21 protein-coding genes are annotated in these 23,878 nt (G+C 69.1%); 2 read left to right on the plus strand and 19 right to left on the minus strand.

All coding sequences use genetic code 11. The features are described from left to right. Positions 1–918 carry a ribonuclease HI family protein gene (locus tag B7438_RS03060; protein ID WP_085367940.1) on the plus strand — a complete coding sequence of 306 codons (918 nt, stop codon included), beginning with the start codon at positions 1–3 and terminating at the stop codon, positions 916–918. On the opposite strand, the gene B7438_RS03065 is transcribed toward B7438_RS03060, so the two are convergent. From B7438_RS03065 to hisD, 3 genes are read right to left on the minus strand one after another with little or no spacing between them, the layout of a single operon-like run. Next, a complete protein-coding gene (locus B7438_RS03065) occupies positions 883–1,926 on the minus strand; it encodes a quinone-dependent dihydroorotate dehydrogenase (protein WP_085367942.1) in 1,044 nt (347 codons plus the stop codon). The two genes, B7438_RS03060 and B7438_RS03065, sit on opposite strands and share 36 nt — an antisense overlap. Before the next feature lie 26 nt (positions 1,927–1,952). After that, positions 1,953–2,435: a transcriptional regulator NrdR gene (gene nrdR, locus B7438_RS03070; protein ID WP_085367944.1), complete on the minus strand. Its 483-nt coding sequence runs from the start codon at positions 2,433–2,435 to the stop codon at positions 1,953–1,955. A gap of 54 nt (positions 2,436–2,489) precedes the next feature. Continuing rightward, complete coding sequence (hisD, locus tag B7438_RS03075; RefSeq protein WP_085367946.1) at positions 2,490–3,794, minus strand: histidinol dehydrogenase; 1,305 nt, start codon at positions 3,792–3,794, stop codon at positions 2,490–2,492. 63 nt (positions 3,795–3,857) lie between these two features. On the opposite strand from hisD, the gene B7438_RS03080 reads away from it, so the two are divergent. Then, positions 3,858–4,418, plus strand: a complete 561-nt coding sequence (locus B7438_RS03080) for a flavin reductase family protein (RefSeq protein WP_085367948.1) — start codon at positions 3,858–3,860, stop codon at positions 4,416–4,418. Positions 4,419–4,425: 7 nt separating this feature from the next. Here the strand turns inward: B7438_RS03080 and dnaE are convergent, their stop codons facing one another. The 16 genes from dnaE to B7438_RS03160 form a co-directional block, all read right to left on the minus strand. Continuing rightward, on the minus strand, positions 4,426–7,896 hold the full coding sequence (gene dnaE, locus B7438_RS03085) for a DNA polymerase III subunit alpha (RefSeq protein WP_373270182.1): 3,471 nt from the start codon (positions 7,894–7,896) through the stop codon (positions 4,426–4,428). Positions 7,897–7,986: 90 nt separating this feature from the next. Beyond that, entirely contained in the window at positions 7,987–8,907 is a 921-nt protein-coding gene (locus tag B7438_RS03090; RefSeq protein WP_085367952.1) for an RluA family pseudouridine synthase, read from the minus strand. A 2-nt stretch (positions 8,908–8,909) separates the two neighbouring features. Further along, complete coding sequence (lspA, locus tag B7438_RS03095) at positions 8,910–9,455, minus strand: signal peptidase II (RefSeq protein ID WP_085367954.1); 546 nt, start codon at positions 9,453–9,455, stop codon at positions 8,910–8,912. Positions 9,456–9,486: 31 nt separating this feature from the next. After that, on the minus strand, positions 9,487–10,362 hold the full coding sequence (locus B7438_RS03100) for a DivIVA domain-containing protein (protein WP_085367956.1): 876 nt from the start codon (positions 10,360–10,362) through the stop codon (positions 9,487–9,489). A gap of 150 nt (positions 10,363–10,512) precedes the next feature. Continuing rightward, a complete protein-coding gene (locus B7438_RS03105; protein ID WP_085367958.1) occupies positions 10,513–10,809 on the minus strand; it encodes a YggT family protein in 297 nt (98 codons plus the stop codon). Between the two features lie 112 nt (positions 10,810–10,921). Further along, complete coding sequence (locus tag B7438_RS03110) at positions 10,922–11,434, minus strand: cell division protein SepF (RefSeq protein WP_085367960.1); 513 nt, start codon at positions 11,432–11,434, stop codon at positions 10,922–10,924. 63 nt (positions 11,435–11,497) lie between these two features. After that, positions 11,498–12,199, minus strand: a complete 702-nt coding sequence (locus B7438_RS03115) for a YggS family pyridoxal phosphate-dependent enzyme (RefSeq protein ID WP_085367962.1) — start codon at positions 12,197–12,199, stop codon at positions 11,498–11,500. Then, complete coding sequence (gene ftsZ / locus B7438_RS03120; RefSeq protein ID WP_085367964.1) at positions 12,165–13,337, minus strand: cell division protein FtsZ; 1,173 nt, start codon at positions 13,335–13,337, stop codon at positions 12,165–12,167. The genes B7438_RS03115 and ftsZ overlap by 35 nt, the downstream gene beginning before the upstream one ends. A 154-nt stretch (positions 13,338–13,491) precedes the next feature. Continuing rightward, on the minus strand, positions 13,492–14,508 hold the full coding sequence (locus tag B7438_RS03125; protein ID WP_085367966.1) for an FtsQ-type POTRA domain-containing protein: 1,017 nt from the start codon (positions 14,506–14,508) through the stop codon (positions 13,492–13,494). Positions 14,509–14,518: 10 nt separating this feature from the next. Then, positions 14,519–15,928 carry a UDP-N-acetylmuramate--L-alanine ligase gene (gene murC, locus B7438_RS03130; RefSeq protein WP_179150704.1) on the minus strand — a complete coding sequence of 470 codons (1,410 nt, stop codon included), beginning with the start codon at positions 15,926–15,928 and terminating at the stop codon, positions 14,519–14,521. Between the two features lie 56 nt (positions 15,929–15,984). After that, positions 15,985–17,058, minus strand: coding sequence for a glycosyltransferase (locus tag B7438_RS03135; protein WP_085367969.1), 1,074 nt, complete (start codon positions 17,056–17,058; stop codon positions 15,985–15,987). Then, positions 17,055–18,299 carry a putative lipid II flippase FtsW gene (gene ftsW, locus B7438_RS03140; protein ID WP_247597088.1) on the minus strand — a complete coding sequence of 415 codons (1,245 nt, stop codon included), beginning with the start codon at positions 18,297–18,299 and terminating at the stop codon, positions 17,055–17,057. Before ftsW ends, B7438_RS03135 begins: the two co-directional genes overlap by 4 nt. After that, a complete protein-coding gene (murD, locus tag B7438_RS03145) occupies positions 18,265–19,806 on the minus strand; it encodes a UDP-N-acetylmuramoyl-L-alanine--D-glutamate ligase (protein ID WP_085367972.1) in 1,542 nt (513 codons plus the stop codon). The genes ftsW and murD overlap by 35 nt, the downstream gene beginning before the upstream one ends. Then, positions 19,791–20,903 carry a phospho-N-acetylmuramoyl-pentapeptide-transferase gene (mraY, locus tag B7438_RS03150; RefSeq protein ID WP_085367974.1) on the minus strand — a complete coding sequence of 371 codons (1,113 nt, stop codon included), beginning with the start codon at positions 20,901–20,903 and terminating at the stop codon, positions 19,791–19,793. Before mraY ends, murD begins: the two co-directional genes overlap by 16 nt. Beyond that, positions 20,900–22,327, minus strand: a complete 1,428-nt coding sequence (gene murF, locus B7438_RS03155; RefSeq protein WP_085367977.1) for a UDP-N-acetylmuramoyl-tripeptide--D-alanyl-D-alanine ligase — start codon at positions 22,325–22,327, stop codon at positions 20,900–20,902. The genes mraY and murF overlap by 4 nt, the downstream gene beginning before the upstream one ends. Continuing rightward, the gene (locus B7438_RS03160) at positions 22,327–23,871 is read right to left on the minus strand and encodes a Mur ligase family protein (RefSeq protein ID WP_085367979.1); all 1,545 of its coding nucleotides are present in this window, start codon (positions 23,869–23,871) and stop codon (positions 22,327–22,329) included. The genes murF and B7438_RS03160 overlap by 1 nt, the downstream gene beginning before the upstream one ends. Positions 23,872–23,878: the final 7 nt, after the last annotated feature.

Raw genomic sequence — 23,878 nt, forward strand, 5'->3', positions numbered from 1 at the left:
GTGACGATCGTCGCAGCGGCGGACGGCTCCGCACTGGGCAATCCGGGTCCGGCAGGGTGGGCGTGGTACGTCGACGACACCACCTGGGCGGCCGGCGGATGGCCGCACGGCACGAACAACCAGGGCGAGCTGATGGCCGTGATCGACCTGCTCGACTCCACGGCGCACCTCGACGAAGACCTGCGCATCCTGTGCGACAGCCAGTACGTCATCAACGCCGTCACCAAGTGGATGCCCGGCTGGAAGCGGAAGGGCTGGCGCAAGGCCGACGGCTCCCCCGTGCTCAACCGCGAACTGCTGGAGCGGCTGGACCGCGCTGTGCAGGGTCGCCGGTACACCTTCGAGTGGGTCAAGGGCCACGCCGGTCACGCGCTGAACGAGGCGGCCGACGTGCGCGCCCGCGCGGTCGCGACGGCGTACCAGAAGGGCGACCCCATCCCGATCGGACCGGGCTGGCCCGGCCGTTCGCGCACGGACGAGGCGACGGGAGAGGTCATCGAGGCGACCGGGACCGGCGGCCCGGCTCAGGAGAGCGTCGAGCTCGACCTGTTCGCCGACCTGGCGCCCGCGGAGACCGACGCAGAAGTCGTCGCCCGGCTGGAGCAGGAACTGCTCGATCCGGCCGTGCGCGCGGACGCCTCGCGCGTCGCGGCACTGCTGCACCCCGACTTCGAGGAGATCGGCCGCTCCGGACGCCTCTGGGGACGCGATGCCATCGTGCAGGAGCTGTCGGCGGAGACCGACGAAGCCGCAGCGGGTTTCGAGCTGCTCGGCACCGAGGCGCTCTCCCCCGAGATCATCCTGCTCACCGCCCGCACCGTGGATGCGCGTGGCAGCTCGCTGCGCAGCTCGCTGTGGCTGCGGGTCAACGGCCGCTGGCGGCTACGCTTCCACCAGGGGACGCCGGAGGCGGAGTAGCCCGCGGTTGATCTGCCTCGCCCACAGCGGGCCGAGGTAGAGGAACGCGGTGTATCCCTGCACCAGGGTGGCGCCGGCATCCAGTCGCGCCTGCACGTCGGCGGCGGACTCGACGCCGCCCACCGAGATGACGCACAGGTCGGCCGGGACGTTCGCGCGGATCAGCCGGAGGACTTCGAGCGACCGGTCGGCGAGCGGGGCGCCGGAGAGGCCTCCCGCTCCCGCGGCCTCGACGACGGCCGGGTCGGTGAGCAGACCCTCGCGCGAGATGGTCGTGTTGGTGGCGATGATGCCGGCCAGGCCCAGCTCGACGACCAGGCCGGCGATCTTCACGACCTGCTCGTCGGTGAGGTCCGGCGCGATCTTGACCAGCAGCGGCTTCTGCCCCGCCACCTCCTTCACGGCCGCGAGCAGCGGGGAGAGGAGCTCCAACTCCTGCAGTCCGCGGAGGCCGGGCGTGTTGGGTGAGCTGACGTTGACGACGAGGTAGTCGGCGACCGGAGAGAGTGCGCGGGCGCTGGTCAGGTAGTCCGCGGTCGCATCCTCGACGGCGACGACCCTGCTCTTGCCGATGTTCACGCCGAGCACCGGGCGGCGGCGGCTGCGCACGACGCCGAGCAGACGGTTGGCCGCGACGGCGGCGCCCTGGTTGTTGAAGCCCATCCTGTTGATGACGGCGCGGTCCGGGATCAGACGGAACAGGCGCGGCTTGTCGTTGCCCGGCTGTGCGATGGCGGTGATGGTGCCCACCTCGACGTGGCCGAAGCCCAGCTGGCCGAGACCGATGACGGCCTCGCCGTTCTTGTCGAACCCGGCGGCGACGCCGAACGGCGAGTCGAACCGCAGTCCGAGCGCCTCGACGGCGAGCGACGGGTCCGGCGCGGTGAACCGGCGCACGAGGCGGCCGAGACCGAGCACAGGGAGAGCTCGGATGACCAGGAACGCCAGGTGGTGAGCGCGTTCGGGATCGAGCTTCGACAGGACGAGGGAGAAGAGTGTGTGATACATGCCTGTACGAGGATACCGGGCGTGGGTCAGGCTGTGCCCGCCTGCGCATCCACCGGGGCGCCGTGGTGCTCGATGCGCAGCTGCTGGATGGCGTCGTCGAAGTCGTCGAGGGAGTCGAAGCCCTGGTAGACGCTCGCGAACCGCAGATAGGCGACCTCGTCCAGCTCGCGGAGCGGAGGGAGGATCGCGAGGCCGATGTCGTTCGCCTCGATCTGCGACGCACCGGTGGAGCGGATGGTCTCCTCCACCTTCTGCGCCAGCACGGCGAGGTCGGAGTCCGTCACCGGACGGCCCTGGCACGCCTTGCGGACGCCCAGCACGATCTTCTCCCTGCTGAACGGCTCGGCGACCCCGCTGCGCTTGATCACGCTGAGGCTCGCCGTCTCCGTGGTGGAGAAGCGCCGGCCGCACTCCGGGCACTGCCGGCGCCGACGGATCGAGAGGCCGTCGTCGCTCGTGCGGGAGTCGATGACACGGGAATCCGGGTGGCGGCAGAAAGGGCAGAACATGGTGACACCGATTCTACCGTCCGGCAGACCCCATCCGGGGGATGCTGCGGTGCTCTAGAGGAAACGCGCGGTCACTGCCTCGCCGTGGGCGGGCAGATCCTCGGCGCCGGACAGGGCGACGATGCGGTCGGCGACCTGCTGCAGGGCAGGCCGGTCGTAGCGGATGACCTGCTGCGGGCGCAGGAACGAGTACGCACCGAGTCCGGACGAGAAGCGCGCCTGTCCGCCGGTGGGCAGCACGTGGTTGGAGCCGGCGAGGTAGTCGCCGAGGCTCACCGGGGAGTGCGGGCCGAGGAAGATGGCGCCGGCGCTCTCGATCCTGGCGAGCACCGCATCCGGGTTCTCGGTCTGGATCTCCAGGTGCTCAGGACCGTACGCGTTGCTGAACGCGGCGGCGGCGGCGAGGTCGTCGACGAGCACGATGGCCGACTGCTGGCCGGACAATGCGGTGCGCACGCGCTCGGAGTGCTTAGTGGCGGCGGCGATGGTCTCCAGTTCAGCGGCGACGCGGTCGGCGAACGCGGGGCTGTCGGTGACGAGCAGGGACGCCGCCGCCTCGTCGTGCTCCGCCTGGCTGACCAGATCGGCCGCGACGAACCGCGCATCCGCCGTGTCGTCGGCGATGACCAGGATCTCGGTCGTCCCCGCCTCGGCGTCGATGCCGGTCTGGCCGCGGACGACGCGCTTGGCGGCGGCGACGTAGATGTTCCCCGGTCCGGTGATCACCTGCACGGGATCGAGCCCGATGTCTTCGACACCCCAGGCGAGCGCGCCGATCGCGCCTGCTCCGCCCATCGCGTACACCTCGTCGATGCCGAGCAGCCCTGCCGCGCCGAGGATGGCCGGGTGCACCGCTCCCCCGAACTCGCGCTGCGGAGGACTGGCCAGAGCGATGGATGCGACCCCGGCGACCTGCGCAGGAACCGCGTTCATCACGACGCTCGACGGGTAGACGGCCTTGCCGCCCGGAACGTAGAGCCCTGCGCGCTCGACCGGCTGCCAGCGCTGCACCACCGTTGCTCCCGGTCCGATGCGGGTCTCCGCGGCCGGGGGCACCTGCGCCGCCGTCGCCTCGCGCACGCGGGCGATGGCCTCTTCGAGCGCCTCCCGGACGTCGGCGGGAAGGTTCTCGACCGCGCGGTCGATGTCCTCCTGCGGCACCCTGATCGACGCGGGCGCTCCCCCGTCGAACCGCTCCGCCTGCGCGGCGAGGGCGGAGGAACCATGCGCCTTCACGTCGTCGATCAGACCGGAGGCGACGTCGAGTGCGACGGACACATCCACGACGGGACGGGGCACGAGGCGCTGGAACGCGGCACGGGTAGGCTGGATTCCGCGGAGATCAATGGTGTGCATCATGACCAGACAAGACTATCCGCAACCCGGAATACCCAGGAGCCCACCCGTGCTTGTTGTATACGTATGAATAGTTCGCCGCAGTTTCAGAACCCGACCCCCGAGCAGGCGCCGCGGCCGTCCGACCGCATCGAGCCGGATGTCACGCCCGACCTGACCGCGTTCCGCCAGTCGTTCCGCCGGCATGCGGCGGGCGTCGCGATCATCACCGCTCTCGCACAGGACGGCACCCCCGTCGGCTTCACGGCCACCTCGCTCGCGTCGCTGGCCGCCGTGCCGCCGCTGGCGACGTTCAACATCGCCCGCTCGGCATCGAGCTGGCCGGCCATCTCCGAGACCGACCGCGTGGTCATCCACATGCTCGGCGTGCGCAACCGTGCCGTGGCCGAGAAGCTCGCGGGCGACAACGCGCTCCGCTTCGACGGCGACCACTGGTACCCGGGCCCGCACGGCCTCCCCATCATCAAAGACGTGACCAGCTGGATGGTCGGCCGCATCGTCGAGCGCGTCTCCGTGCACAACAACGCGGTGGTGGTCGTCCAGATCGAGGACGGCGAGGTCGGAGACGACGACGCCGCCCTGCTCTACCACGAGCGCCGCTACCTCACCCCCGGCGAAACCGCCTGACCGGCCGCTAGACGAGGCAGTTGGGGCCGAGGAGGCCCTTCAGCTCGCCGTAGAGGTCGGCGCTGATGGTGACCGGCTTGGGGACCTCGAAGACGCGCGCGACCTGGCCCTTCACGAGGCGCAGGCGCACCTCGTTGTCGCCCGGGTGCCTGGCGAGCACCTCGGCGAGGGTGGTGACCGTGTCCGTCGTGGCCCGCTGATCCGGCATCGTGATCATGAGGGGCCCCGTGCCGACGCTCTGACCGAGATCGGGCGTCATCAGGCTGAACGCGTGCAGGTTCATCCCGTCGTCGCGGAGGCTGACCCTGCCGCGCACCACGACGATCGCGTCGCCCTGCAGCATCGGCGAGAACTCCTGGTACGCCTTGCCCATGAACATCACGGTCAGCTCGCCGCCGAAGTCCTCGACCTGGATCATCCCGTACTGGTTGCCGGAGGCCTTCGCCACGCGGTGCTGCACGCTCGTGACGAGACCGGCGATCGTGACCGTCTCGCCGTCCTGGATGTTGTCGGAGCCGACGAGGTCGGCGATCGACGTGCTCGCCAGCTTGGCAAGCGGCAGTTCCAGCCCGGCCAGTGGATGGTCGGAGACGTACAGCCCGAGCATGTCGCGCTCGAAAGCCAGCTTGTCGCGCTTGCCCCACTCCGGCCGATCCGGGATGTGGTGCTGCGACGCCGTCTGCTCGTCCTCGCCCCAGAGGCTGTCGAAGTCGAAGCCGACATCGCCGTTCGCCTCGTTGCGCTTGATCTTCACCGCGGACTCTACCGCGTCCTCGTGCACCTCGACGAGCGCGCGCCTGGTGTGGCCGAGCGAGTCGAACGCGCCGGCCTTGATCAGCGACTCCACCGTGCGCTTGTTGGCCGCGTGGATCGGGACCTTGGTGAGGAAGTCGTGGAAGGAGTCGAACCTGCCCTTGGTCTCCCGCGCCTCCCGCACGCCCTCGACGACGTTCGCGCCCACGTTGCGCACGGCGCCCATCCCGAAGCGAATGTCGGTGCCGACGGCGGCGAAGTAGAGGTTGGACTCGTTGACGTCCGGCGGGAGCACCTTGATGCCCATGCGGCGGCACTCGTTGAGGTAGAGCGCCATCTTGTCTTTGGAGTCTCCGACGCTCGTCAGCAGCGCGGCCATGTACTCGGCCGGGTAGTGGGCCTTGAGGTAGGCGGTCCAGTACGAGATGACCCCGTACGCGGCGGAGTGCGCTTTGTTGAACGCGTAGTCGGAGAACGGGAGCAGGATCTCCCAGAGCTTGTTGACCGCATCCATCGAGAACCCGTTGTCGCGCATACCGCCCGCGAAGCCCTCGAACTGCTTGTCCAGCTCCGACTTCTTCTTTTTGCCCATCGCGCGGCGCAGGATGTCCGCCTGGCCGAGCGAGAAGCCGGCGACCTTCTGTGCGATCGCCATCACCTGCTCCTGGTAGATGATGAGGCCGTAGCTGGTGGACAGGATCTCGGCGAGCGGTTCGGCCAGCTCGGGATGGATCGGCGTGATCTCCTGCAGCCCGTTCTTGCGCAGCGCGTAGTTCGTGTGCGAATTCGCGCCCATCGGCCCAGGACGGTACAGGGCGATGAGCGCCGAGATGTCCTCGAAGTTGTCCGGCTTCATCAGCCGGAGCAGGGAGCGCATCGGGCCGCCGTCGAGCTGGAACACGCCGAGCGTGTCTCCGCGGGAGAGCAGGTCGTACGCGCCGCGGTCGTCGAGCTCGAGGTCTTCGAGGACGAGCTTCTCTCCGCGGTTGGCCTCGATGTTGTCGAGGGCGTCGTTGATGATCGTGAGGTTGCGCAACCCCAGGAAGTCCATCTTGATCAGCCCGAGCGACTCGCACGCCGGATAGTCGAACTGCGTGACGATCTGGCCGTCCTGCTCGCGCTTCATGATCGGGATGATGTCGATCAGCGGGTCGGACGACATGATGACGCCCGCCGCGTGCACACCCCACTGGCGCTTCAGGTTCTCCAGCCCCAGGGCCGTGTCGAAGACGGTCTTGGCCTCCGGGTCGCTCTCCACGACCGCCCGGATGTCCACCGCCTCCTTGTAGCGCGGGTGGCTCTTGTCGAAGATCCCGGTGAGCGGGATGTCTTTGCCCATCACGGGCGGCGGCATCGCCTTGGTGAGCTTGTCGCCCATCCCGAACGGGAAGCCGAGCACGCGCGAGGAGTCTTTGAGAGCCTGCTTGGCCTTGATGGTGCCGTACGTGACGATCTGGGCGACGCGCTCCTCGCCGTACTTCTCCGTGACGTACTTGATCACCTCGCCACGGCGCCGGTCGTCGAAGTCGACGTCGAAGTCGGGCATGGAGACGCGGTCGGGGTTGAGGAAGCGCTCGAAGATCAGTCCGTGGCGCAGCGGGTCGAGGTCGGTGATGCGCATGGCGTACGCCGCCATCGAGCCTGCACCGGAGCCACGGCCGGGGCCGACCCTGATGCCGTTGCGCTTCGACCAGTTGATGAAGTCGGCGACCACCAGGAAGTATCCGGGGAAGCCCATCTGCGAGATGACGCCGATCTCGTAGTCCGCCTGCTTGCGGACCTCCTCGGTGATGCCCTCGGGGTAGCGCTCGTGCAGCCCCTTCTCGACCTCCTTGACGAACCAGCTCTGCTCCGTCTCGCCCTCCGGCACCGGGAAGCGCGGCATGTAGTTGGCGGAGGTGTCGAACTTCACGTCGCAGCGCTCTGCGATGGCGAGCGTGTTGTCGCAGGCCTCGGGGTGGTCGCGGAACAGCTGACGCATCTCTTCCGCGCTCTTCAGGTAGAACTCGTCGGCGTCGAACTTGAACCGGTTGGGGTCGTCGAGCGTCGAGCCGGACTGCACGCAGAGCAGCGCGGCGTGGCTCTTCGCGTCTGCGGCGTGCGTGTAGTGCAGGTCGTTGGTGGCGACGAGCGGGATGTCCAGCTCCTTCGCCAGCCGGATGAGGTCGGCCATGATGCGGCGCTCGATGCCGAGCCCGTGATCCATGATCTCGGCGAAGAAGTTCTCCTTGCCGAAGATGTCGCGGAACTCGGCGGCCGCCTTCTTCGCCTCCTCGTACTGGCCGAGACGCAGCCTGGTCTGCACCTCGCCGGACGGGCAGCCCGTGGTGGCGATGATGCCCTTGGAGTAGCGGTTCAGCAGCTCCCTGTCCATGCGGGGCTTGAAGTAGTAGCCCTCCGTGGACGCGAGCGACGACATCCGGAAGAGGTTGTGCATCCCCTCCGTGGTGGCCGCGAACATCGTCATGTGCGTGTACGCGCCGGAGCCGGAGACGTCGTCGCCGCCACCGTCCCCCCACCGGATGCGGGTGCGGTCGGTGCGGTGCGTGCCCGGCGTGAGGTACGCCTCCGTGCCGATGATCGGCTTGATGCCGGCCTCGGTGGCGGTGCGCCAGAAGTCGAAGGCGCCGAACATGTTGCCGTGGTCGGTGACGGCGACGGCGGGCATGCCCTGCTCGACGGCGGCGTCGACGAGCGGTTTGATGCGCGCTGCACCGTCGAGCATCGAGTACTCGCTGTGGACGTGGAGATGGACGAAGGAGTCGGTCGGCACTGTTTCTCCGGGTCGAGGTGAGGGCTTAAGACTACGTCGGACCTACGACGCGCGGAGCACGTCGAGAGCGTGTTGCAGATCCTCCGGGTATGTCGTGGTGAAGGTCACCCACTCCCCCGTCGACGGATGCTCGAACGCGAGCTGCACGGCGTGCAGCCACTGCCTGGTGAGGCCGAGCCTGGCCGACAGCGTCGGGTCTGCGCCGTACATGGCGTCGCCGACGCAGGGGTGCCGCTGGGCAGCCATGTGCACCCGGATCTGGTGGGTGCGCCCGGTCTCCAGGTGCACCTCGAGCAGGCTGGCGGACGGGAACGCCTCGATGGTCTCGTAGTGCGTCACCGACGGCTTCCCGCCGGCGACGACCGCGAACTTCCAGTCGGACTTCGGGTGGCGGCCGATCGGCGCATCCACGGTGCCGACCAGCGGATCGGGGTGACCCTGCACGACCGCGTGGTAGATCTTCTCGACGGTGCGGTCGTGGAACGCCCTCTTGAGGTGCGTGTACGCCCGCTCGGACTTGGCGACCACCATCAGGCCGCTCGTGCCGGCGTCGAGCCGGTGGACGATGCCCGCCCGCTCCGCGGCACCGGAGGTGGAGATGCGGAAGCCGGCGGCGGCGAGGGCGCCGAGCACCGTCGGTCCCTCCCAGCCGGCTGCCGGATGCGCTGCGACGCCGACGGGCTTGTCGATCACGACGATGTCGTCGTCGTCGTGCACGATCGTGAGCTCTGGCACCGCGATCGGGACGATCTTCACTTCGGTCTTCGGCTGCCAGCTCACCTCGAGCCAGCTCCCGGCGGAGAGCCGGTCGGACTTGTCGACCTGGCGGCCGTCGACGCTCACGCCGCCCGCCTCGGTGATCTCGGCCGCGAAGCTGCGGGAGAAGCCGAGGAGCTTGGCGAGGCCCGCATCCACCCGGGAGCCTTCGAGGCCGTCCGGGATGGGGAAACTCCGGGATTCCATGGCTAGCCGGCTGGCTTGTCGTGCGGGTCGGGCTCCGCCTCGGCGGCGACGGCTTCCGCCTCCGCCTCCTCTTCGTCGTCCGTGCGCTTGCCGTCCAGGCCGATGCCGCGGATCGTGAGGATCAGGAACAGCACCATGCTCGACACGATGGCCACGTCGGCGAGGTTGAAGATCGCCGGCAGGAGCGGGATCTGCAGGAAGTCGACCACGTGGCCGACCCCGAAGCCCGGCTCCCGGAAGAGCCTGTCCGTCAGGTTGCCGAGCAGGCCGCCGAGCAGCAGACCGAACAGGACCGCCCAGGCCGCTGACCGGATGCGCGGGGCGTACCAGATCACGAAGCCGAGGACACCGACGCCCACGATGGAGAAGATCCAGGTGGACCCGCTGCCGATGGAGAACGCAGCTCCCGCGTTCTTGACGAAGTTGAACTGCAACAGCTGGCCGAGCACCTCGACCCGCTGACCCTCATACAGGTTCTGCACCACCAGGACCTTGGCGATCTGGTCGACGAGGTACACGACGAGCGCGACGACGCCGAGGACCGCCAAGGCCCGGATGCTGACCTTGGCGCGGGAGGTACTAGCCTCCAAAGCCGGGGAAGACCGGGGGCTGCTGGCCCTGGTCCTGGCCGCTGGCGTTGTCGCCTGCGTTGGCGGAGACCGGGGCGGGGACCGCACCGGAGTTGACGTTGGCCGACGCGTCCTGCGAACCGGCGCGCTGCGCTGCGTAGCTGCCCGTGCCGGAGACCGACGAGCTCTCGAGGTCGCGGAGCTGGCCCTCGATGTAGCCCTTCAGCTTCTCGCGGTACTCGCGCTCGAACGAGCGGAGGCCGTCGATGCGGCTCTCGAGTGCCGTGCGCTCCTGGTCGAGGGCGCTGATCTGCGCGCGCTGCTTCGACTCGGCCTCTGCGACGATGCGGGCGGCGGTGGCGTGCCCCTCCGCGATCAGCGAGTCGCGCTTCTCGATGCCCTCGCGCACGTGCTCCTCGTGCAGGCGGCGAGCCAGCTGCAGGAGGTTGTTGGTGCTGTTCGGGTCGGAGGCGTTGGCGTCCGGCGCGGTGTACGCGGCCGATGCCCCGCCCGCTGCCGCTGCCGCTGCGACGGGAGCCGCTGCGATCGCGGGGGCGGCCTGAGCGGCCTGCTGCGCTTCCGCGAGGCGCTGCTTGAGCTCCTCGTTCTCCTTCTGCAGGCGAGCGACCTCGCCGTTGTCGGCCGCGGGGGCCGCCGCGACGGGAGCCGGGGCTGCGCCGCCCTGACCACCGCTGCGCTGCAGTTCGGCGATGCGCGAATCGCTCGCCACGAGGCGCTGCTTGAGCTCCTCGTTCTCCTGGTTCAGACGACGCAGTTCGACGACGACCTCATCGAGGAAGTCATCGACCTCGTCCTGGTCATAGCCCTCACGGAACTTCGTCGGTTGGAACCGCTTGTTGACTACATCTTCCGGAGTCAGCGCCATGGCAAGCCACCTTAGATCTTGGGGTACGAACAAAAATTGCGTTCAGCCAACGCTAGCAAAGAGCGCTGGGGGTGCGCACTCCGCCGTCGCTCATCGGTCGTCGGCTCGTCAACACTACATCCCGAGCAACGCCCGACTGGCGACCGACTCTCAGGTAAGTCCGACAGTCACGTACAGGCCGATAATGACCACCAGCATGGTGAGGCTCCAGCCGAAATCGATCGCGATCGGCCCCATCGACAGCGGCGGGATGATCCTGCGGAAGAACTTGATCGGCGGGTCCGTCACGACGTATGCGGACTCCGCGAGCACCAGGCCGAAGCCGCGGGGGCGCCATCCCCTGCTGAAGGTCCGCACCAGGTCGAGCACGAAGCGCGCCCAGAGCACGAAGAAATAGATCAGGAGCAGGTAGTACGCCACAGTGGCGACGATCGCGAGGACAAACACGAGTCTCAGTATGGACGAAAGCGCGCCGCCCCAGCTGGGAACGGCGCGCTCTCGGAGTGTCTGCGGCTATCGTTTCGCTCTCGGCGAAGCGGGCTCAGGCGTGGGTGAGGACTCAGGCCTGGGCGAAGAAGGAGGCGTCGACCTCCGCGTCCTGGCCGCCGTGCTCGCCGGAGACGACGACGTGCGACGGGGACAGCAGGAAGACCTTCGGCGTCACGCGCTCGATCTTGCCGTAGAGGCCCTGCGAGAGGCCGCTGGCGAAGTCGATCAGGCGGCGCGCGTCTCCTTCGCTCATCTGCGACAGGTTGATGATCACCGGGATGCCTTCGCGGAAGGATTCGGCGATCGCCTGCGCGTCGCGGTACTGGCGGGGGTGGACCGTGAGGATCTCGTTCATTTCCTGTACCGAAACATTCCGTGCGGTGGACGATTTGCGCAGCGGGGTCACCGGAGCGCGACCGGCCACGGGAGCGACCGGTGCAGGGTGGGGGACGGGCGCGACGGGKGCCGGGTGCTGCTGCGGCGCCTGCTGGCGCTGCGGCTGCTCCTGAGCCTGCTCGTCGTACTCGAGCTCTTCGTCGGCGAGGCCGAGGTAGACCATCGTCTTCTTCAGCGGGTTGGACATGCGATCCTCCGTGTAGACCTGTGCGCCGTCGCTTTCCAGGCACGACGAACTTTCTCTTCGAGATTAACCGGGCTGCGGGCGATTCCCGGTAATGGCGGTGCCAATGCGAAGGTGTGTCGCCCCTTCCGCGATGGCGTCCGCGTAGTCCTGCGACATCCCGGCGGAGATGCTCACCGCATCCGGCGCGATCCGGCGAACACGCTCGCTCGCCAGCCGGACGCGCTCGAACGCCCGCCTCGGCTGCTCGTCGATCGGAGCGACGGCCATCACACCGAGCAGACGCAGCCCCGGTGTGGCGAGGACGTGGTCGACCAGCGGTTCGAGATCGCGGTCGGCGACGCCGCCGCGTGCCGGGTCGTCGGTGAGGTTGAGCTGCACGAAGCAGTCGACGTCCGACTCGTCGGAGCGCAGAGCATCCACCAGCGACACGCGGTCGACCGAGTGGATGACGGACGCGTACGCACGCGCCTGCCTCGCCTTCTTGCTCTGCAGCTGCCCGACGAAATGCCAGCGCAGGTGGAGGTCGGCGAGCTCCGCCGCCTTGGCCTGCGCCTCCTGGTGGCGGTTCTCCCCCACGTCGTGCACGCCGAGCCCGGCAAGCTCGCGCACGAGCGACGCCGGATGGAACTTGGTGACGACGATCGTCGTCAGTTCCTCCGGCGAACGCCCGGCGGCGCGGGCGGCATCGTCGATGCCGGCCCGCACGGCGCCGAGCCGCTCGGCGAGCGGGCTACTTGAGGAAGTCGGGGATGTCGAGGTCGTCATTCTCGTCGTCGAAGGCTGGGTCCTTGGGCGCGGCGTCGGACACGGGGCTCTCCCCCGCCGACCAGGCGTCCGTGGACGGGGATGGGATGTCCTCGGCGTCGAGCGCCGCGGTGCTCGCCAGTCCGTCGTCGTCTCCGGCCTCCACGAAGGTGGTGCGGCGCGCTTCGGCGAGCTGCGTCTTGGCGTTCGGCTCCCCTCCGTCGAAACCGGCGGCGATGACCGTCACGCGCACCTCGTCACCGAGGGTGTCGTCGATGACGGCGCCGAAGATGATGTTGGCCTCCGGGTGCACGGCCTCCTGGACCAGACGCGCGGCGTCGTTGATCTCGAAGATGCCGAGGTTCGAGCCTCCCTGGATGGAGAGCAGCACGCCGTGGGCTCCGTCGATGCTCGCTTCGAGCAGCGGGGACGCCACGGCGAGTTCCGCCGCCTTGATGGCACGGTCGGCGCCGCGCGAGGAGCCGATGCCCATGAGCGCGGAGCCCGCGCCCTGCATGACCGACTTCACGTCGGCGAAGTCGAGGTTGATGAGGCCCGGGGTGGTGATGAGGTCGGTGATGCCCTGGACACCGGCGAGGAGCACCTGGTCGGCGGTGGAGAACGCCTCGAGCATGCTGATCCCGCGGTCGCTGATCTCCAGCAGCCGGTCGTTCGGCACCACGATGAGGGTGTCGACCTCTTCCTTCAGGCGCTGCACACCGGCCTCCGCCTGCTCCGAGCGGCGCTTGCCCTCGAAGCCGAACGGCTTGGTGACGACACCGATGGTGAGCGCGCCGATCGACTTGGCGATGCGCGCGACGACGGGCGCGCCGCCCGTGCCGGTTCCGCCGCCCTCGCCCGCGGTGACGAAGACCATGTCCGCGCCGGCGAGCGCTTCCTCGATCTCCTCCGCGTGGTCTTCCGCCGCGCGGCGGCCGACCTCGGGGTCCGCTCCGGCGCCGAGCCCGCGGGTGATCTCACGGCCGACGTCGAGCTTGACGTCCGCGTCGCTCATCAGCAGTGCTTGCGCATCCGTGTTGATGGCGATGAACTCGACGCCGCGAAGCCCGAGTTCGATCATCCGGTTGACGGCGTTGACGCCGCCACCGCCGATGCCGACGACTTTGATCACGGCGAGGTAGTTCTGGTTTGATGTCACGTCCGGCCTCCACTGGGAACCTTCAACCTCAAGTCGAGGCTTAAAGTTATGCTCAGTATGCAATTCTTGATTCGACGTTAGGTGCGCACGGGCTCAGCCCCCGTAGCGCGCGGGGCGTGTCGGAAAAGTCGGCACGCATCCGGGCGATCTCGCCCTATCCCGTCGTCACGCTGTGCGGCGACGAGACATCGAAGGTGCTCGCGGTGGATGCGCTCTTCAGCAGGGCGGACAGGTCCGCCGCCTTCAGATCCGAGTCCTCCGCGCTTCCCCACACCACTTTCGCACCGCTGTCGCGCAGAGTGAAGCTCACATCGTCCGCCGTCGTCGCCGAGATGGTGTCCACCCGCGCGAGCAGGTCGGCGGGAAGCGCTCCGAGCACCTCGGCGGCCGCCGCGAATCCCGACTTGGCGTCGCGCTCCGCCGCAGCACCGGAGGCGGTGATCAGCGGGTAGCCGTCCTGCCTGGCCTGCGCTGTCGCGATCGACACCTTCGCCGCATCCACCAGGGTGAAGGTGTTCCCGCTCTGCAGTACGCCGATCGGCTGGCGTTCGACGATCCGGACGACGATGGTGTTCGGCGGGTGGCTCTCGACGCTGTAGCTCCTGATCAACGGGAACGCGGCGAGGTCGCCGCGGATCGCCCCCTGGTCGACGAGCGGGAGAGGCTTGCCGAGCTGGTCGGAGAGCGCCTTCTTCACCGCGGAGACGTCGAGCCGGGAGGTTCCCGTGACGTCGATCGTGCGGAGCGCCATCAGCGGGGAGAACGCGGTCAGCGCGACACCGAGCACGAGCGCGACCACCACGCCGGCGGCGGAGAACCAGGCGATCTTCCTGCGCCTGGACCGCTTGGTGAAGCGGCGGACCTCCCCGCGCTCGACCTTCGCCCTCTCCTTCCTGGCGCGGCGCAGCTCGCGGCTGATCTCGCGGTTGGAGGGAAGGCGGTCGTACGCGTCCGCGTGGCTGTTGGACGGCTGCTGCGTGGGCTGCTGCGCCGTCTGCTGTGTCTTCTTCTGGGCGGCGGGCTGCTCATCCACCCGCTGCGGGATGATCGGGATGGGCTCGATCGTCGCCGTGCTGCGCGGAGCCCTCCGCTCCGGCGCCTGCTGGGTCGGCGGTGCGACCGGCGGCTGCGCGGAGACAGCCGACGGGTCGAACCCCTGGGGACGCTTCACGACGGGACGGCTACTCTCGGACGCGCCGGAGCGAGTCGAGCAGCTGCGGGACGATGCGGTAGACGTCGCCGCAGCCGAGCGTGATGACGAAGTCGCCGTCGCGGGCGATGTCGGCCGTGTGGTCGGCGGCGGCCTGCCAGTCCGCGATGAACGCGACGTGCTCCGGATGCGCGAAGCGGTCGGCGACGAGCGCGCCCGTCACGCCGGGCTCCGGGTCCTCCCTGGCGCCGTAGACGTCGAGGACGACCGTCTCGTCCGCGTACGTCTCGAGCGTCTCCGCGAACTCCTGCGCGAACAGGCGGGTGCGGCTGTAGAGGTGCGGCTGGTGCACGGCGATGATCCTGCCGGAGCCGACGACCGTGCGCGCAGCGGACAGGGCGGCGGCGACCTCGGTCGGGTGGTGGGCGTAGTCGTCGTAGACGCTCACGCCGCCGACAGTGCCGTGCAGCTCGAAGCGGCGCTCCGTGCCGCCGAACTCGGCGATGGCGGCGAGCGACGCTGCTGGCTCGAAGCCGAGTCCGGTGAGCACGGCGAAGGCGCCGGCTGCGTTGATCGCGTTGTGACGGCCGGGGACGCGCAGCTGCGCGGAGTATTCCGCACCGTCGTAGGAGAGCGTGAAGGCGACGGGGCCGTCCGTGACGATCGAGTGGACGCGGACGACCGCATCCTGGGCCTCGCCGAAGGTCACGATGCGCTTGTCCGGCGCCTCGGCGCGCAGCTTCGCCGTGACGTGGGTGGCACCCGCGTCGTCGGACGAGACGACCACCAGCTCGCTCGCCTCGCGGGCGAACGTGACGAAGGCGTCCTCGAAGGCCTGCAGGGAGCCGTAGTGGTCGAGGTGGTCGGGATCGACGTTGGTGATCAGCGCGACCGCCGTGTCGTAGAGGAGGAACGAGCCGTCCGACTCGTCGGCCTCGACGACGAACAGTTCGCCGGAGCCTGCCTGCGAGCTCTTGCCGAGCGACTCGATCACACCGCCGTTGACGAAGCTCGGGTCTTCGCCCAGGCCGAGCAGACCCGTGACGATCATGCCGGTCGAGGTGGTCTTGCCGTGCGCGCCGGCCACGGAGACGAGACGCTTGCCGTGGATCAGCCAGGCGAGCGCCTGCGAGCGGTGCAGCACCGGCAGTCCCTTGGAGAGGGCGAGCTGGTACTCCGGATTGTCCTGCCAGAGCGCACCGGTGACCACGAGCGTGTCCGCGTCGCCGACGTTCGCCGCGTCGTGCCCGATCGCGATGGTCGCGCCGAGCTCGCGGAGGGCGAGCACGTTGGCGGACTCGCGGGCGTCCGAACCGGTCACCGTGTACCCGGCCTCGAGGAACAGGCGGGCGATGCCGCTCATGCCCGAACCGCCGATGCCCACGAAGTGCAGGGAGCCGAGCTCGTCGGGGAGCGTCATGGTGAGGTCGGGTTTGATCACGGGAACTGCTTTCGGTCGGGACGGAATCGCACCATCAAGTATGAACGGTACGCGCCTTAGAGCGCGCTTCGGATGAGCGACACCATGCGGTCGGAACCGTCACGGACTCCCGCGCTCGCGGCGCGTGCTCCCATCTCCGCGACGGCACGGCCGTCGCCGTCGCCGAGCAGAGGGAGCAGCTTCTCATCCACCCACGACGGGAGGAACGCGGCGTCGTCGACGAGGATTCCCCCGCCGGCCTGCACGACACCGGCCGCGTTGAACCGCTGCTCGCCGTTCCCGACGGGGAACGGCACGTAGACGGCGGGGATGCCCAGGGCGGCGAACTCGGACACGGTCGCCGCTCCTGCGCGTGCGACCGCGACGTCGGTCAGCGCGAAGGCGAGGTCCATCCTGTCGCAGTACTCGATCAGGCGGTAGCGCTCGATGCCGGGGTCCGTCAGCTCGCCGCGGCCGCCCTGGATGTGCAGGATCTGGTACCCGGCGGCGACGATGGCCTCCGCACGGTCTGCGATGGTCCTGTTGATCCGGCGGGCACCGAGAGAGCCTCCGGTGACGAGCAGCGTCGGACGAGCGGCGTCGAGGCCGAACTCGGCGGCGGCGAGCGGCCGTGCTGCCGCCCTGTCCAGCTCCTCGATCTCCACGCGCAGCGGCATGCCGACGAAGGTGGCGTGCGGGAGCTTGGTGCCGTCGAACGCGACGCCGACGTGGGAGGTGTACCGGGCGCCGAGCCGGTTGGCGAGCCCCGGCTTCGCATTCGCCTCGTGCAGCACCAGCGGCACACCGGCCTTCCGCGCCGCGGAGTATGCGGGAGCCGACGCGTATCCGCCGAAGCCGACGACGGCGTCGATGCCGCGCTCCCGGATGAGGGAGGTCACGGTGCGGATCGTTTTGCGGTACTCGCCGGGGAACCGCAGGGCCGCAGCGTTCGGCCTCCGCGGGAACGGCAGCTTCGGGATGGTCGCGAGCTCGTACCCGCGGTCGGGCACCAGCCGGGCTTCGAGGCCCTCCGCCGTGCCGAGCACGAGCACCTCCGCTGAGGGATCGTCGCGGCGGAGCCGGTCGGCGACGGCGAGCAACGGGTTCACGTGGCCGGCGGTTCCCCCGCCGGCCAGAAGGTAGCTGGTCACTCCGCCGAGCCGTTCGCGACGCGCTCGCGGCGCGCCTCCCGGCCGGTCTCCCGGGCGAAGGACAGGACGATACCGATGGCGATCATGGAACTAATCATCGCAGTGCCTCCCGCAGAGATCAGTGGGAGTGGCACGCCGAGCACCGGGATCACCCCCAGGACGACCGCGATGTTCACGAACGCCTGGCCGATCAGCCACACCATGATCGCCGCCGTCGTCACCCGCGCGAACGGGTCGGTGGAGGCGTGGATGATGCGCAGGAACACGATGGCGAGCAGCACGAACAGGATGAGCACGACCGCCGCGCCGATGAGTCCGAGCTCCTCGCCGATGATCGCGAAGATGAAGTCGGTGTCCGCCGCGGGGAGCCAGGACCACTTGGAGTGGGAGTTTCCCAGCCCGACGCCGAACACGCCGCCGGAGGCGAGCGCGTAGAAGCCGTTGTCGATCTGCCAGTTGACGTCGGGGTTGGCCGCGGACGATCCGCCGAAGAGCGCGGCGATGCGGCCGAGCCGCGACTCGCTGGAGATCGCGACGAGGAACGCGAGCACGGCGATCCCGAGCGTCCCGACGGCCAAGTGCCTGAGCCGCACACCGGCGAAGAACAGAGCGCCGAGCACGATGGCCGCCATGATCATGGTCGTTCCCAGGTCGCCGCCGAGGGTGACGAGCAGGATGGCGCCTCCGCCGATCGGCACGACGGGCACGGCGACGTGCTTCCACTGCCAGAGCATGTCCTTCTTGCGGGCCAGCACCACGCCCAGCCAGACGACAAGCGCGACCTTGATCGCCTCGGACGGCTGAAGGGTCTGCGATCCGACCTTCAGCCAGTTGCGGTTGCCGCCGATCTCCATCCCGAGCGGGGTGAAGAGCACGAGCAGCTGCAGGAAACAGGCGATGGCGAGGAAGAACCAGATGGTCTTCTTCCAGAACCTGCTGGGCAGGCGCGAGACGAGGAACATCAGCGGCAGGCCGATCAGCGCGTACGCGCCCTGGGACCAGAACCGGGAGAAGAAGTTGTCCGTGTCGTTGTGCGACTCGACCGACGACGACGACAGCACCATCACCAGGCCGAACACCACCATGAACAGGGTGATGCCGAGCAGCAGGAAGTAGTTGGCCGATTCGGCCTGGACGGCTTTGCCGAGCGAGATCCGTGCCGTCAGACCGGCGAGCTTCGACGAGGAGGCTCCGGATTTCCCGAGATCAGGCCTCTCCAGGGTGCGAGGCGGATTGGTCACCCGCCTCACCTCCAAAGAACTCGTTGACGGCCGCCTGGAAGCGGCGGCCTCGCTCTGCGTAGTCGGAGAACTGGTCCATCGACGCCGCAGCAGGAGCGAGGAGGACGGTGTCCCCCGCCTGTGCGACGCCGCCGGCCAGCCTGACCGCCGTCGGCATCACATCATCAGTCTCGTCGGCGTCCACCTCGTAGACGGGCAGGCCGGGGGCGTGTCGCGCGAATGCCGAGCGCAGCGCATCCCTGTCGACGCCGATCAGCACGACGGCGCGGAGACGACCGACGTGGGCGCGGACCAGCTCGTCGATGTCGACGCCCTTGAGCAGGCCGCCCGCCACCCAGACGACGGACTCGTACGCGCGCAGCGACGCATCCGCCGCGTGCGGGTTGGTGGCCTTCGAGTCGTCGACCCAGTGCACGCCGGCCTCGATGCGCACCAGCTCGATGCGGTGGGCGTCCAGGCGGAACGCGGACAGCACATCCCGGATGGCGATGGGCTCGACCCCGTAGGACCGGGCGAGCGCGCTGGCCGCGAGGATGTTGGCGACGACGTGCGGGGCGGCGAGCCCGGCCTCGCGCAGTTCGTCGAGCGTGGTCAGCTCGATGGCGGTCGTGAACCGGTCTTCGAGGAAGGCGCGGTCGCAGAGGATGCCATCGACGATGCCGAAGTCGCTCGGGCCGGGGACGTCGAGCCCGAAGCCGATGGCGCGCGCGCCGTCGATCACCTCGGCCTCCTCGACCATCTCCCGCGTCGCGAGGTCGGCCTTGTTGTAGACGCAGGCGACCTGGGCGTTCTGGTAGACCTTCGCCTTCGCCGCCTTGTACGCGTCGAGCGAGCCGTGCCAGTCGAGGTGGTCGTCCGCGATGTTCAGGCAGGCGGCGGAATAGGGAGACAGCTCCCCTCCCGCGTTCCTGTTCACCCAGTGCAGCTGGTAGCTGGACAGCTCGACCACGAGCACGTCGAAGCCCTGCGGGTCGCGGATGGCGTCGAGCACCGGGATCCCGATGTTGCCGCACGGGGCGGCGCGGTATCCGCCGGCGACGAGCATGGTCGCGGTGAGCTGCACCGTCGTGGTCTTTCCGTTGGTGCCGGTGACGGCGATCCAGTCGGCCGGCGCGCCCACCTTGTCGCGCAGACGCCAGGCCAGCTCGACGTCTCCCCAGATCTGCGTGCCGCGGCCGTCCGCCCAGGCGAGCAGTGGATGGTCGGGGTGGAAGCCGGGCGATGCGATCACGAGCTCGGGGTCGAACTCGGTCAGGCGCGCGGGCGGCGCGCTCAGGTCGGACTCCTCCAGCAGCTCCGCCCCGATGACCTCGAGCAGCATCGCGCGCTCGTCGTCGGCCTTCGCCGTGACCACGAGCACCTCTGCGCCCAGCTCCGCCAGGGTGTCCGCCACCGAGAAGCCGGTCACGCCGAGGCCGTACACGGCGACGCGGAGGCCGCGCCAGTCCGCGTGCCAGCTGTTCAGTGCCGCCAGGCGGTCGTCGAGGTCCGTCACGTCGCCAGCCATTCGAGGTAGAAGCTTCCGACCCCGGCCGCGACCAGCAGGCCGCCGATGATCCAGAACCGGACGACGACCGTCACCTCCGCCCATCCCTTCAGTTCGAAGTGATGGTGGATCGGGCTCATCAGGAAGATGCGTTTGCCGTGGGTGAGTTTGAAGTACGCGCGCTGCACGATCACCGAACCGGCCTCGATGACGAACAGGCCGCCGATGAGGACCAGCAGCAGCTCCGTGCGGCTGAGGATCGCAAGGGCGGCGACGGCGCCGCCGAGGGCCAGGGATCCGGTGTCGCCGAGGAAGATCTGCGCAGGCGACGTGTTCCACCAGAGGAACCCGACGACGGCGCCGACGATGGCCGTCGCGACGATCGCCAGGTCGAACGGATCGCGCACGTCGTAGCACTTGGCGACGTTCGCCGGATCGAGCTTGATGTTGGAGCAGGACTGGATCGACTGCCAGAAGCCGATGATGATGTACGCGCCGATGGCGAGGATGGATGCGCCGGACGCCAGCCCGTCGAGACCGTCCGTGACGTTCACGCCGTTGGACGTGGCCGCCACGATGAAGTTGATCCAGATCAGGTACAGCCCGTAGCCGACGATCACGCCGATGGCGCCGAATTTCGTGATCGACATGAAGTCGATCGGCAGGTCGCGGATGAGCGAGACGCTCATCGTGGCCGGGGTGTCCCCGTTGCCGTTCGGGAACATGATCGCGAGGAACGCCCACACCGTCGCGACGACCACCTGGCCGGCGACCTTGGCCCAGCCGGTGAGGCCGAGGCTGCGCTCACGTCTCGTCTTGAGGAAGTCGTCGATGAAGCCGACGACGCCGAGCCCCACCATGAGGAACAGCACCAGCAGTGCGGACACACTCGTGCCGTCGCCGGTCAACAGCAGGGCGACGAAGTAGCCGAACAGCGTGCCGAGGATGACGACGATGCCGCCCATGGTGGCGGTGCCGCGCTTGGCGTGGTGGCTCTGCGGTCCGTCGTCGCGGATGAACTGGCCCCACTGCAGGCGGCGGAACAACCGGATGAAGACGGGTGTGAGGAACAGGGTGAACGCCATCGACAGCGCACCGGATGTCAGCAGAGCTCTCACGAGAACAATTCTCCCAGTCGATCGCCCAGAAAGCGGAGCCCTGCGGAGTTCGACGACTTCACGAGCACCGTGTCGCCCGCGCCCAGGGAGCCCTGGAGGTGCTCGAAGGCGGCGTCCGGCGTGTCGAAGTACTTGGATTCGCCATCCCACGACCCTTCGTTGATGGTCGAGATGTGCATCCGGCGCGCGGCGGGGCCGACCACGATCAGCTGGTCGATGTTGAGGCGCACGGCGAGCAGACCGATCCTGTCGTGCTCCTCGCCGGAGAACTCGCCCAGCTCGCTCATCTCGCCGAGCACGGCGACGGTGCGTCCGCCGGGCTCCGCGATCTGCGCGAGGGTCTTGAGGGCGGCGGCCATCGAGTCCGGGCTCGCGTTGTACGCGTCGTTGATGACGGTGACGCCGCGGGCTCCTCCCATGACCTCCATCCGCCAGCGCTCTGCACGGGTCACGTTCTGCAGCCCGGTGACGATCGCGTCGATGCCGACGTCGAGCGTGTGCGCGGCAGCAGCGGCGGCGAGGGCGTTCATCACGTGGTGCTCGCCGAGCACGCGGAACTGCACGGCACGGCTCTCGCCGTTCGGCAGGTGCAGCTCGAAGGACGTGCCGCGAGCGCTGGACACGATGCCGGTCGCACGCACGTCGGCACGCTCGTCCAGCCCGAACCACAGGACGCGCGCAACGGTCTTGTCGGCCATCGACGCGACCCGCGGGTCGTCCAGGTTCAGGATCGCGACGTCGGAGTCGAGCAGGTCGCTGACCATCTCGGTCTTCGCGGCGAGGGTGGCCTCGATGCCGCCGAACTCCCCGGCATGGGCGAGCCCGACCTTGAGCACGATGCCGATGTCCGGGCGAGCCATGCGCACGAGCCTGGCGATCTCGCCGATGCCGCTCGCGCCCATCTCCGCCACCAGGAACTCGGTCTGCTCGGTCACTTCGAGCATGGTGACGGGAGCGCCGACCTCGTTGTTGAACGAGGCGCGCGGCGCGATGGTCGGGCCGACCGGCTCCAGGATCTCGCGGAGCAGGTTCTTGGTGGTCGTCTTGCCGTTCGAGCCGGTGACGCCGACGATCTTCAGCAGGCCGAGGGCACGGACGCGCGCGATCACCTCGGTCGCGAGGTCGCCGAGCGCGACGACGGTGTCCTCCACCACCAGCTGCGGAACCGGACGGCTCCACTCCGCGGTGTCGAGGGCGTGGTCGACGACGATGAGCGATGCTCCCGCATCCACCGCCTGCGGCACGAACAGGTGCCCGTCGGTGAACTCGCCGCGCTTGGCATAGAAGATGGTGCCGTCGACGACCTCGCGGGAGTCGGTGGTGGAGAGCCCGTCGACGACGGTCTCCTCGGTCGCTCCCGTGCCGTCGAGCACGAGGGAGCCACGGGTGGCGGAGGCGATCTCCGCCAGCGTCAGGCCGATCATCAGAGCCACCCTGCCTCTCGGAGCGCCAGCTTGGCGTCGTCGCGTGCCGAATACGGGATGCGCTCCCCCGCTACTTCTTGGTAGTCCTCGTGTCCTGGGCCCGCGTAGAGCACAACGTCCCCTTCTCCGGCGAGGGAGAGGGCGGTCCGGAAGGCGGCGCGGGGGTCGGCGACCTCGTACAGCTCCAGGTCGGGGACGGCTCCGCGCGCTCCGTCGAGGAGCGTCTGGCGGATGGCCGCCGGGTCTTCCCAGCGCGGGTGGAAGTCGGTGATGACCACCGCATCCGACCCTCTGGCCGCGATGGCCCCCATGTCGGTGCGCTTGGTGGTGTCCCTGTCTCCGTCCGCGCCGAAGACCATCACGATCTTGCCCTCGCTGACCTTGCGCAGCGCGCTGAGGGTGGACAGGAAGGCGTCGGGGCTGTGGCCGTAGTCGATGAACACGACGGGGCCGCGGTCTCCGGAGATGCGCTCAGCGCGGCCGGGGATGTACGCGTCGATGCCGCCGTCGCGGTCGAGGGCTGCTCCGATGGCGTGCAGGTCGTAGCCGGACTCCACCAGCATGATGATCGCGAGCGCCGCGTTCGCCGCCATGTACGCGCCGAGTAGCGGAACCCGCGACTCGAGTCTGGCGCCCTCCGGGCCTTCCAGGACGAACCCGGTGTGCTCCAGCGTCTCGTCGGTGACGGTCATGGTCCACTCCGCGTCGGCGCCGGGCGAGGTCGACAGCGTGGTGACCGGGATGCGCGACTGCTCGACCAGGGCGCGGCCCCAGTCGGAGTCGACGGTGATGACGCCGCGGCGCGCGCGGTCGGGCTGGAACAGTTCGAGCTTCGCCGCGAAGTAGTCGTCCATCGCGTCGTAGTCGTCGAGGTGGTCGTGGCTCAGGTTGGTGAAGCCGACGACGTCGAAGACGATCCCGTCCACGCGGTGGCGGCTGAGCGCCTGCGCCGAGACCTCGATGGCGACGGCCCGGACGGCCTCCTCGCGCATCCTGGCCAGGAGGGCGTGCAACTCGCTCGCCTCCGGGGTGGTCAGCTTGCTGGTGATCGCCGTGCTGCCGATCCTGCGCTCCGCGGTGGAGCTGAGGCCGGAGACGACGCCCAGCTGGCCGAGGATCGCGTTCAGCAGGTACACGACGCTGGTCTTGCCGTTGGTGCCGGTGACGCCGAACAGCGTCGCCGCGTTCTCGTCCGTGCGGTAGATCCACGCGGCGACAGCGCCGAGCGCTGCACGCGCATCCTGGGTGACGATGACGGGCAGGCCGCTGTCTGCCGCAAGCTCCGCTCCCTCCTCGTCGGTCAGGATCGCGACGGCGCCGGCCTCAGCGGCCTTGGCCGCGTAGCTCGCGCCGTGGGCGTTGCGCCCTGGCACGCCGACATAGAGGTCTCCTGGCTCGATCGCCGTCGTCGCGAGTGCGACTCCGGTGACCTCGACAGCATCGAGATCGCCGCGCCATTCCAGCCCGAACTCCCTGGCCAGCTGTGCGAGCGGTCGGGCGACGGGATGTTCGGGGCGCAGGGACGTAGGCGCCGGTCCTGTCACGGGGCTC

The sequence above is a fragment of the Leifsonia sp. NCR5 genome (assembly GCF_002105485.1).
Taxonomy (GTDB): Bacteria; Actinomycetota; Actinomycetes; order Actinomycetales; family Microbacteriaceae; genus Leifsonia.